The organism is Curtanaerobium respiraculi (assembly GCF_024609215.1).
GTDB lineage: Bacteria > Actinomycetota > Coriobacteriia > Coriobacteriales > Eggerthellaceae > Curtanaerobium > Curtanaerobium respiraculi.
On the sequence record NZ_JANIPD030000010.1, the window covers coordinates 21,781 to 31,400 of the forward strand.

Annotated in this window: 10 protein-coding genes; all 10 read right to left on the reverse strand. The window is 62.5% G+C overall.

The window, feature by feature from the left end; translation table 11 throughout:
- Positions 1-22 precede the first annotated feature (22 nt).
- A complete protein-coding gene (locus NOV21_RS04245) occupies positions 23-1,192 on the reverse strand; it encodes an ATP-binding protein (RefSeq protein WP_283171577.1) in 1,170 nt (389 codons plus the stop codon).
- Between the two features lie 155 nt (positions 1,193-1,347).
- A complete protein-coding gene (gene selD / locus NOV21_RS04250; protein WP_283171593.1) occupies positions 1,348-2,370 on the reverse strand; it encodes a selenide, water dikinase SelD in 1,023 nt (340 codons plus the stop codon).
- A 159-nt stretch (positions 2,371-2,529) separates the two neighbouring features.
- On the reverse strand, positions 2,530-3,384 hold the full coding sequence (locus NOV21_RS04255; RefSeq protein ID WP_283171576.1) for a TPM domain-containing protein: 855 nt from the start codon (positions 3,382-3,384) through the stop codon (positions 2,530-2,532).
- 10 nt (positions 3,385-3,394) lie between these two features.
- On the reverse strand, positions 3,395-4,720 hold the full coding sequence (locus tag NOV21_RS04260; RefSeq protein ID WP_283171575.1) for a TFIIB-type zinc ribbon-containing protein: 1,326 nt from the start codon (positions 4,718-4,720) through the stop codon (positions 3,395-3,397).
- A 73-nt stretch (positions 4,721-4,793) separates the two neighbouring features.
- Entirely contained in the window at positions 4,794-5,030 is a 237-nt protein-coding gene (locus NOV21_RS04265) for a putative Se/S carrier protein (protein WP_283171574.1), read from the reverse strand.
- Between the two features lie 112 nt (positions 5,031-5,142).
- Entirely contained in the window at positions 5,143-5,349 is a 207-nt protein-coding gene (locus tag NOV21_RS04270; RefSeq protein ID WP_283171573.1) for a sulfurtransferase TusA family protein, read from the reverse strand.
- Positions 5,350-5,366: 17 nt separating this feature from the next.
- Entirely contained in the window at positions 5,367-6,500 is a 1,134-nt protein-coding gene (gene yedE / locus NOV21_RS04275; RefSeq protein WP_283171572.1) for a YedE family putative selenium transporter, read from the reverse strand.
- Between the two features lie 292 nt (positions 6,501-6,792).
- Positions 6,793-7,953: a double-cubane-cluster-containing anaerobic reductase gene (locus NOV21_RS04280; RefSeq protein WP_283171571.1), complete on the reverse strand. Its 1,161-nt coding sequence runs from the start codon at positions 7,951-7,953 to the stop codon at positions 6,793-6,795.
- 390 nt (positions 7,954-8,343) lie between these two features.
- Positions 8,344-9,087, reverse strand: coding sequence for an acyl-CoA dehydratase activase (locus NOV21_RS04285; RefSeq protein WP_283171570.1), 744 nt, complete (start codon positions 9,085-9,087; stop codon positions 8,344-8,346).
- 149 nt (positions 9,088-9,236) lie between these two features.
- Positions 9,237-9,488, reverse strand: a complete 252-nt coding sequence (locus NOV21_RS04290; RefSeq protein ID WP_283171769.1) for a putative Se/S carrier protein — start codon at positions 9,486-9,488, stop codon at positions 9,237-9,239.
- Positions 9,489-9,620: the final 132 nt, after the last annotated feature.

Here is a 9,620-nt window from a genome sequence, read left to right on the forward strand (position 1 = left end):
GGGCTCGACCGCTTCCCGAACGTCAGTAATTCAGGCCGAACGCCCAAAGGGGCACGGTGTCACCGTGGCCGAACTCGATATCGTCTTTCACCACGATGCCCCGCCGGGCGCCTTTCAGCTGTTTGCGCCCCTTGCCCTTTCCGCCCACCTCGAAGGTCGCATCGCCGATTTGGAAATCAGCGAGCTCGGAAGCGACCATCGGCTGCCTCACGCGCATCTGGTTGAAGAAGAACGTCTCGCGAACGGTTCCGATATCCTCGTTGCCATCACTCAAATTGTAAAGAAGGTTCGGGTTGTCCAGGTAGACCTTCTGCACCTTGCCCAGCGCTCGCATGCCCGCAGGACCGGCCCTCAGCTGCGCGATCATGCCGGCACGCTCGAGATAGAGCAGGTATTCCTCCACATTGTTGCGGCTGACCTGGATCTTCCCTGCAAGCTGGGACATATTCGGCTTGAAGGGAGCAAGCGCGCTGATCGCGGCGAGCAGCTGCTTCAGCTTTCTGCCGGTGGCATGGGCCATGCCTGCGAACTCGGGGATATCGACTTCGAGCGTCCGATTGATGACCTGCCCCAATTCGATATCGAAATCGGCATCCCACCCGAATGGGTAGTATCCTCTGCGAAGATAGTCGCGAAACAGAGGAAGCGGATGCGGCACACCCGGAAGAGCTGCGCGGTTGGCAAGGATCTCGTCGAGTGAGAGCAAGGGGGCTCGGATATGATGGGCGATGTTCAAATACTCGCGGAACGAAAGACCCTGCATATGGTAGACGGGAGCTCGCCGGCTCAAATCGGCCTGCCCTTTCGCGATGTCGAGCACCGACGAGCCGGTGAAATAGATATGGAGATCGGGCAGCGAGTCGTACATCGCCTTCAGCTCCCGCGACCACTGGGGATACTTGTGCACCTCGTCGACGAACAGCCACACGCCGCCATCCTTGCAGAACGCTTCCGCGGTGTCGTACAGCGAATGGTTGGCGAAGTACATGTGGTCGGCGGAAAGGCACAGCGTCTTCTCGATCGGGCACGCCCTCTGAATATGCTGGAGGAAGAGCGTGGTCTTCCCCACGCCGCGCGGACCCACGAGCCCCAGCATCCGATTCCCCCAATTGATCTTCGGATAGAGATAGCGAAGGAATTCCGACCGAATCGATGCAAGCTGCCGATGCATGTATTCGTAGAGACGTTGCATAGAGAACCTTTATTTGCACTCCGACAGTGCAAATATGATATCATAACTGCACTGTTGGAGTGCATTTTTTATGCAATCGGACAGATTCGCGGAAGGGAGGGGCGCCGCGGAACCGGAATCCGTTCCGCGGCGCTTTTCCATGGTGCCGGATTCGGCTACGCGAGGAAGATCATGCCCGCAGGGCCTGCGACCACCTCGCCGATGAGGGAGGGATCGCGGCCTGTCTCGCCATGGAACGCCGTGGCGAACGCGTCGGCATCCTCACGCGGGATGGATAGAAGCAGTCCGCCGCTCGTCTGGGGGTCGCACAGCACCCCCATGCGGTTGTCGTATTCGATGGCGTCGAGCGTCCCCCGCTTCACGAAGGGCGTCGCCCAATCCACGATGTCCAATGTGCGCGCGGGGCGGCAGTAGATGCTCGAATATTCGAACACGCCCTTGAACAGGGGCAGGGCATCCCATCGCACGGTGGCGGCGACCCCGCTGGGCATGAGCATCTCGTTCAGGTGCCCGGCGAGGCCGAACCCCGTCACATCGGTCGCGGCATGCACGCGCACCTTTTTCATCGCCCGCGCACCGTACATGTTCAGCTCCATCATGCTCTCTATCACGGGGCGCATGGTCCCTTCGGGCTCCAGCCCCGCCTTCGCGGCGGCGTTCATGATGCCCGTTCCCAACGGCTTGGTGTAGAAGAGCACGTCGCCCTCCTCGGCTCCGGCATTGCGGATGATGCGGTCGGGATGGACCGTGCCGAAGACGGACAGGCCGTACTTGGGCTCGTCGTCATCGATCGAGTGGCCGCCCACCACGAAGGCGCCGGCCTCGCGCACCTTGTCGCTTCCCCCGCGCATCACCTCGGCAACCACTTGGGTACCCAGCGCCACGGGGAAGGCGAGGATGTTCAGGGCCGTCAGGGGCTTTCCGCCCATCGCGAACACGTCGGAGAGCGCGTTGGCGGCGGCCACGGCACCGAACTCGTAGGGATCGTCCACCACGGGGGTGAAGAAATCCAGCGTGAGCACGGCGGCGGTCTCGTCATCGATCTTATATATGGCCGCGTCGTCGCTCGTATCGAACCCGAGCAGCAGTTCGGGCACGTCGGGAGGCGCGATCTGGCTCATGATTTCCTGGAGGTCGCCCGGACTCCATTTGGCGGCTCAACCGCCTTTCGACGTCAGGCGCGTCAGACGCACTTTCTCGCCATCCTCGAACAACGGCTTCTGCGGAACGCTGCAGCTGTTACCTGCCATGGCAACCTCCCTTCGCTTCTTCGATATGGTACCGATTGTAGTGCAAACGCTGCACGATCCGGGGTAACGGAAGGGCATCGATCGTTCCTAGAATTTGCCGCTCGATCCGGAGAACCCTCCGCCCGACCACGACGAGCCACCGCCGCCCGAGCTGGATTTCGGCCGGCGCACCACCGTCGTGTGGGTGCTGACGAAATGATCGCTGGAGGAGGCGAGATGGAACGTCTCCCGCTGCACGTAATCGCCCGCTTCCGATTTCGCCCGCGCCGTCTTCATAGCGTTGACGTTCGCCTTCACCACGCCGAACGCGACTATAAGCGCAACGACGATGGCGATCCCCACGGCGCCGAGGACCCTGCCCCAGTCCATCTCAACCATGGCCTTGCCGTTTTTTTCGTAGTACGCGAACGTCTCGCCGATATCCCGCACGTACGTCGAAGCCCCGCCGTACCAGTCGCCCGCCCCCAATTCCTCGGCGACGCGCTTGCCGATCGCCTCGCGGCGGCTATCGGTGAGCCTTCCGCCCGGGAATTCGGTGTCGTTGGCCCCCGTGCCGTGCCCGACGATGATCCAATCGCGAGAGTTCACGGCGACGATGAGGATGATCCCGTTCTTATCATCCCCGAGGCCCAGCCCTTTCGAATTGTAATATCCCTCGCTGAAGGTCTGCGCGCTCATGCCGTTCAAATCGTCGGTGAACAGGATATACACGCCGATGCCGTATTGATCGGACAATGACGCCGCCTGCTGGTTCAACGAGGCTTTCTGGTCAGACGTGAACACGCCGTACTCATCGAGGCAATACGCGGGCTCATCTTGGACGGTCGAAGACCCGCTGGAGAGGTTCGCACCGATCCCCGAGGATCCGGCCCATGCCGCCGGGGGGATGAGCGCGATGCACAGCGCAAACGACAGGAGAACGGCTTTGATGGTTTTCTTCATGGCGCCCCTCCTACATGAGCACGTAGCCGATGGCGCCGGACACGACCGCCGCGATGAGGAACACGATGAGGAACATGAGGGCGGCCCTCAGCTTGTCCACGGGTAGGTCCCCGATCAGCTTCCCCGTCTGGCCGTTCATGGCGAACAGGAAGTCCTTTTCAAGGTAGCGGGTATGCAGCATCCACACCGGCATGAGGGCGTACGAGACCTCGTTCCAATCGACGGAGCTCGTGCAGCTCCCCTCGTCGACCGTCGTATAGCAGCCCGTCACCGTCTTGCGAAGCTCGTCCCGCACGCTTTCCTTCATGCGGCCCTCCGCTCGATCCTGGCACTCTTTGGCATCCTGGTCGTAGCGCTCCGTGAGGAAGCCCGGGAGGTACGCCGTGGAAAACGGCTTGATGGCGTCGTAGTCGTACGGCTCGATGGCATCCATATGCGCATCGGGCATCTTGGTCGACCCGTCCACGGGCACGCGCACGAAATCCATCGACCCGCTGCGCTCCGCCCGGTAGGTGTCGGTCTTCGTATAGGTGCTGTCGCCGACGGTCCATGTGGTTATGTTCTGCGCCGTGTACGATCCGCTGCCGGACGCATGCGTGGAGTACAGCCAGAAGGGCACGTACACCCCTTGAACCTCTTCGATATGGTTGCCCGCGGTGAATGCGCGCGGCAGCAACCGCTTGCCTTTGTAATACGCGCTCAAAGCGGAAATCGCGTCTTCTTTGGTCTTCTCGAAGGGAAGCACGTACTGAGGCTTCAAGGCGCCGGCCAGCTGGCCGGGCAATACGGTGTTGTTGCCGCAGTACGGGCAGCTGGTGACGGCGGTGGTCCTGTCGACGATCAACTCGGCGGCGCAGGAGTCGCACACGTACGTGCGCAGGTTCTTCTCGTCCTCCTCGTCCCATTTCGAACGGTACAGATACGCTTGGATGGGATCGTCGGGCTGGGCGGCCTTTTGCGTTTCCGCATGGGCCCCTGCGCCGACGGCTGCCGGGGCACCGACAGCTGCCGCGCCCGTTGTGGAGGAAGCCGCTGCAGGCTCCGCCTCAGGCGCCCGCGCGCCCTCCGCCGCGGAGCTTGCGCTTGGAGCCGGGATTGGCTCGGCCGCATCGGGTACATGGTCGTGGCCGTGGTCGTGCGCATGGGTACGGCTTTCCTCTTCCGCCGCGCGTTGGTCGGCTTTCGCCTGCTTCTCCGCGTAGAAGCGCTCGACCTCTTCGGGCGTGAATGTCGAATTGCAGAAATCGCAGACCAACTTCCCTGTCGACCCGTCGAAGCTCATCGTTCCCAAGCATGCAGGGCATCGATACGCGGTGGCATTTACCGGCTCTTCCATGCCAAACCCTTCCGTCGATTGAGGCTCTTCCTGCAACTATACCTTAACCGGCACGCGCCGGGCACCACGCCCGCTATAGATTTAGCATGTCGATGCCGGCATGTTCCAGGCCGCCCTCTTCCACCAGCCGCATGATGCGCGCACGGTGCACTGCAGGCTCGATCCAAGCGAGTCCGCAGCCTGCGGAGATCTGCCGGGGAATGGGGGCGAGGCGGCCGGCGAGCCCAGCACGCTTCGCCGCCTCCTGCACGGCCATAGCGTCGTTGGTAGTGTGGAACGACACGACGATGTAGGGCTGTTTCGACCTCATAGGCTCTCCCGTTTTCCGTCCGCGCGACGCCGCCGCTCGGCGCGCTCCGAAACCTCCCCTGGAGCACGAACCCGAACGGCGGCGCAACCGCAATCCGTTTCGGCAAAAACCGCTACCCGATGGTCAGGATGTAGTCCTGCCCCCGCTGCTCGAGCGTTGGCGCATGGCCCCGCTTGTCGCACATGCGCAGTATGTTGTCGCGCGCGTTGGTCTCGCTCACCGTCACGCGGACGGTATCGCCGTTCGCCTCGTTCAGCGCCTGCACGGTAAGGAGCAGCGGTTCGGGGCAGGAAAGCCCCCGTGCGTCTACTTCGATCATGGCAATTCCTCTCCGAGCTATGCCGTCGCCGCAGCGGGTCCGACGGTCTTGATGGCGATCTTCTTCTTGCGGATGTTCACCGCGCCCAGCACGAACAGCACCGCGATGCAGCAGAGCAGCACGATCTGGCCGGTGACGGAAGGGCCGCCCACGGTGGCGGGGGCGGTTTCGGTGGCCGCGGCTGCCGCGGCGCCAGCGAGCCCGAAGTTATGGGCGAAGGCGGCGCCCACCAGCATGCCCACGAACGTGACCGCGGCATCGCTGGAGCCTTGGCCGGCGAGCACCATCTGGCGCACCGGGCATCCGCCGGCGAGCACGGCCGCGAAACCGACGGCATACAGCCCCAGGATGTTCCACAGGTGCTGGGAATGCGCGATGGGCTGGCCGTCGAAGCCGAGCTTGAAGCCGCCGGTGGCGATGTTGAACACCAGCAGGGCGACGAAGATGCCCGCGATAGGCAATAGCAGCGTGAAGTCGCGCAGGAGCCACGCGCTGCGCAGGCCCGATGCGAAGCACAGACGGATGCGCTGGCCCAGCGCGCCGACGACCAAGGCGACGATGAGCGCGACCACGATGGGGGCGTGCTTGGAGCCCGGTCCAGTCGTGCTGGCGGCGAACGCCTGCGTGGCGATGCCGACGATCAGGAGCACCGCCAAAACGATCGGCAGGATGGTACCGGCCGCCTTGCCCGTATCGTATTCACGTCCCAGGGAGAAGCCCTTCTTCAGGAAGAACGCGCCGGTGCCGGTGCCCAGGATGAAGCCGATCAGGCCGACCCACGCGTTCAGATCGCCCGCGGCCATGCGGATGACCATGCGAAGGGGGCATCCCAAGAACACGAGGGCCCCGATCATCATGATGAACCCCAATATGAAACGCGTCATGGGAGACGAGCCGGCAGTGGACCGGAACTCCTTGGTGGCGAGCGCCATCAAGAACGAGCCGAACACCAGGCCGACTATTTCAGGGCGGAAGTACTGCACGGGCGCCACGCTATGCAGCTTGAGGGAGCCCGCCATATCGCGGATGAAGCACGCGGCGCACATGGCCATGTTGCCGGGGTTGCCCATCACCGCAAGCACCGCCATAAGAGCTCCGACGATGAGCCCGGCGATGAGCAAGCCTGGTTTCTTGTTAAGGAATTCCATCATTCCCCGCTTTCGATTTTTCGGATAGCACTGCACGGGACCACCGGGCAGAAAACAGCATCGTCCCAAATCAAAGCAGCACAAGTTTATAGATCGCCCCTAAGGGGAAGCGTCCGCTTCCAAGTCCGCCGATGCAGAAAAGGCAGACGGCGCGTCGCATATTTGCCCACGCAGGCCAAAACGCAGAAACGGCATCGCGAGCACGGATAAGTATACCAATAATCCTGATTCGATTGCGGCAATCAGCCCTGAAAGGCAGAGAGGGAGAATTCCACCCGCTCCCCGCTCGCCGTGCCTAGAGCATCTCCAGGAACGCCTCCAAACGCGTCTGCACCTGGCCCATGTCGGCCTGCGCGTAGTCCGTCTCGATCTTCAGGTACGGGATGCCCGCGCCCTCCACGGCACGCTGCATCAAGACGCCCTCGACATTGAACGTATGGCAAGCGGTTAGAATCGACTCGACCACGCCGTCTGCGCGATAGGCGCGGACTTGCGAGAGCGTGTTCTCCATGCGGCCGTCGTTCGGGGTCATGACGGAGCAGTTGATCTGCAAGTACCGGTCCGCGATCGCGCGAAGGATGTCGGGAGCAGCGGGATCGACCTCCATGCGCTGCGTGCGCTCGCCCGAGCAATCGTCGGTGCACACCACGACTCCGCCGTGCTCCTTGATGGTCTTCCCGATCTTGTTGATCACGCCGCCGGTCGGGCATCCCGTCACCAGGATTCGCTTGGCATCGGGGCTGATGGAGCCCTCGTCCACGCGAAGCTGCCCCTCCCGCTCATCCGCCAGCCGTTCCAGGTTGGCGGCGTACTCTTCGATATCGAAGCTGAAATTGGCAGCTTGCAGCACGCTCATCAGCTCGACGCCGCTCATGGCGGGCGGAACGCTCTTCTGCAGCTCGAACAGGCGCGTGAGCGCACGGCGCAACCGGTTGCGGCGTCGCACCGCAGCCCGGAGATCCTCGTCGGTCACAGTCGTGCCGAAGCGGCGCTCGAGCTCTTCCTTGAAGCGCTTCACTTCCTGATACCAAGCATCGGCCGCCCACGCACGATCGCGCGTATGCGGCAGACTGAGCACGTAGACGGGCTTCATCTCGCCGAGCAGCTCGTACATCTTCTTTTTGCCGTCGCAGGTGGTCTCGCCCACGATCAGGTCGCTGAAATGCGTGAAGGGGCACTTCTGGCTGCGCGCGAACCCGTAAGTCGATTTCACCAAGGGGCACAGGTTGCTGGGCAGCACCTCCTCCGCCGTCGGCACGGTCTCGTTGCTCGTGCCGCACAAGCCCACCGCTGCGGCTCCGGCGGCATCAACGATTTCCAACGGCGCGTACGAGCACAAAAACCCGACGAGCTTGCCACCTTGCTCCTTGTATTCCTTCACCTTTAAAAAGCTCTGCTTGCGCGCCTCGTTGTACTCATCGAACGTGCGCGGCAGCGCGGTTGATTTCTCTTGCATTTCGGTCTCCTTCTCGTCAATGTAAGGATTTTCGCAATTTCATCTCTACGCGTATCGCCCCGAACCGACAATCAGTCCGGCGGGACTGCTCTTCCGGTTCCGAAGAGCCCCGTCGCATGCCTGTCCGGCACCGGCAATCGACACGTGCGTTGCGCGATTCCCTCGCAGGGGCTCCTTCTCGGAAAAAATCGTCTGAAAATTGAGCGGAATTTGGACTTAGGAGTCTTTTCTCCCTCCATTCGGCACAGCCCAGGAGCTCGATTTCGCATTTTCCCAGATCGTAGATTCTGCTCGCAGCCCGTTCCGCCTATTTCCCTGGAAATGAGCATGCGAGATGGCTCCTAAGTCCAAATTCCGCTCACGAAAACGCGGTTTTTCTCCGAGTTCCCCTCACGATGACAGCGCGGCACCGATGGCGCCGGCATAGCGGGCCTCCGGCCGCGTGGCAACCGGACGTTTCAAATGCGCCGAAAGCCGCTCGACCACGTAATCGTTATCGCACAGGCCGCCTGTCAAAAAGCACCGATTGCTGGCAATGCCGCCCGCCAGGGCGGCTACGCGCGAGATCACGGATTCGATGACCCCGTTGGCGATGTCCTCCCGCGGGGTCCCCTTGCCGATGAGGCTGATGACCTCGCTCTCCGCGAACACCGTGCACATGCTGCTGATGGGAGTGGGATTGCCCGCGCGGGCCATATCGGCCATCCGCTGCTGCGAAACCCCCATGCGGTCGGCCATGACCTCGAGGAACTTGCCCGTACCCGCAGCGCACTTGTCGTTCATCAGGAATTTCTTCACCTTGCCGTCTGCAAGCAGGATGACCTTGGTGTCCTGCCCCCCGACGTCCACCACCAGGCCGTCGCCGCCGAACAGAAACGCCGCGCCACGGCCATGGCAGGTGATCTCGGTCACGGTCTTGTCGGCGAAGGGGACGGCAACGCGCCCGTACCCCGTCGCGACCACGGGGTGCCCGTCGATCGGATACCCTTCCTGCTCAAGCCGCGCCCTCATGCGCTCGGCGGCGTCCACGCTGGAGAAGCCCGTCGGCTCCACGACGGTCGCCAGCAGGATGCCGTCCTCGAGCACCGCCGCCTTCGCGGCGGTGCTGCCTATGTCGATTCCGATTGAGTACATGCCACTGGATTCCTTTCAAAAGAGGGCGGGGAGGCCCACCGGCCGATGGGGCCGAATCGGGAGCCGTCCTCGATGGGCCTTTGCGTCGCACCCGCGCCGAATCACACAGCTTCCGTCCACCTGTTTGCCAGCTTGTGCGCCTTGTGCGCCTAATACAGTTCGACCGCGAACACGCCTTCGTGGACGATGCCGAACTCCTTCAAGCCGGCCACCAGCTTCTCGCGATCCGCTGCGTCGCAGCACCAGGCAAGCCCGCAGCCTGCGTCTATCTCGCTGGGAACGGGCACGATGCGCCCGGGCAGCCCATACGCTTGGGCATCAGACTCCATGGCAATCGCATCGGCTGTACTGGCGAACGTCACCACGACCTTCGGCGTTTTGGCGAACGGGTTAGCGGGCATCGAGACTCCTATCTTTTAGTCGTTGCATTTTCGAGCCGATTATCGAATGCTTGTGGATGCAATGCAGATTCTGGCGGGCAGGGTTGCCGACATTTCGTGTGAGAGCCCCGCTTCTCGTAAAGGAGTCTGGCA